Here is a 1,408-nt window from a genome sequence, read left to right on the forward strand (position 1 = left end):
CGAACGGCGTGGTCACACTGCCGTTCGGCGACATTGTTGGCAGCATTCCCGTTGCCGTTCTCCCTCAGTCCGATAACAAATTACTCGTTGCGGTAGCAGTCACCAATCCGCAGGAAGCATCTGCCAAGATTGCGCGGCTGAAAGAGAACGGCAGCCTCGATCCTACGTTCGGAGTTGGGGGCATCGTTGAAATCCCTTTCGATGACGGCACACGGTTTTCACCCCGTCACCTGCATTCGCTGACGAGTGAAGGATGGTTGATCACGGGTACTGCCGAGAGTGAAACGGAGCCAGGCCGAGTGGATCTGGCGGTCGTGCGTCAGCTCAAGGACGGCACGCTGGACNCGGTTTTCACCCCGTCACCTGCATTCGCTGACGAGTGAAGGATGGTTGATCACGGGTACTGCCGAGAGTGAAACGGAGCCAGGCCGAGTGGATCTGGCGGTCGTGCGTCAGCTCAAGGACGGCACGCTGGACACCACTTTCGGCAAAGGCGGAAAAGTCACCCTCAACATCTACGAGCTTACCGGCGCCTCTCTTTTTATCCACCGCCACGACCATGACATAAAACGCGACGACTCATTAGCTGAAAGCGCAGGCAGCATCAGTGCGACTCCGATTGCGCAGCAGGACGGCAAAATTGTCCTGGTCAGTACCGTTCATTTTGACTTCAACAATGTGAAAGGGGTTGTTATTCGCCTGAACAAGGATGGCTCACTGGACACGAGTTTCCATCGCAAAGGCTTCTTGCTGGTCGAGTTACCGGGTATCGAGCATGTCTGGAACTATGCTTCTGGTGTGGCCGTGCAGCAGGACGGCAAGGTGTTGGTCTGCGGTCATTTCAACCGAACACCCGATGATAGTTCTCCGGACGCCTATGTGATGCGTTATGGCGAAAGCGGCAACATTGATAGCAACTATGGCGACAATGGTGTCGTCATTGTTGCTGATACCCACAGGCTTGAGCTGAGCTCAATGACGTTGAAACCTGATGGAGGAATTATTGCGACTGGCTATACGCTGAGAAATGAACAAGGATTGATTGTTTCTCTCAATGTCAGCGGAAGTTTCAATCTGGTTTTTAACGATGGGAAGCCATTGTTCTCTGACTTTCTGGATGAGGGGTTGTCCTGGCGACGGAGTATTTTGCAGGAGGATGGAAAAATCCTTGTCCTGGGGCAAGGAGGCGGTGTCTTTTTCGAAAAAAACAGCTCGATGGTGACCGCACGCTATCTCGCCGACGGCTCTCTGGATAAAGAGTTTGGTGATGGAGGCTTGGTTGTTTTCAATGATAAACAGGGGGTCGTCCTCTACAGAGGCGGTGCACTGATGTCGGATAATCGCGTGGTTGTTTGCGGGTATGTGATTGATCCAACTAACCCTCTTTGGGGGAGTGTGGTGCGTTACC

The 1,408-nt window shown here is 53.3% G+C and carries 1 protein-coding gene and 1 pseudogene; both read left to right on the top strand.

The genetic code is table 11. The features are described 5' to 3' along the window. Positions 1-8: 8 nt before the first annotated feature. Positions 9-383 carry a delta-60 repeat domain-containing protein gene (locus ACLD1X_RS29095; protein ID WP_429373723.1) on the top strand — a complete coding sequence of 125 codons (375 nt, stop codon included), beginning with the start codon at positions 9-11 and terminating at the stop codon, positions 381-383. Between the two features lie 49 nt (positions 384-432). After that, a pseudogene (locus ACLD1X_RS29100) lies at positions 433-1,408 on the top strand (hypothetical protein); the annotation flags it as partial.

Origin of the sequence: Pseudomonas sp. 18173 (assembly GCF_050432945.1) — a bacterium.
Lineage (GTDB): Bacteria > Pseudomonadota > Gammaproteobacteria > Pseudomonadales > Pseudomonadaceae > Aquipseudomonas.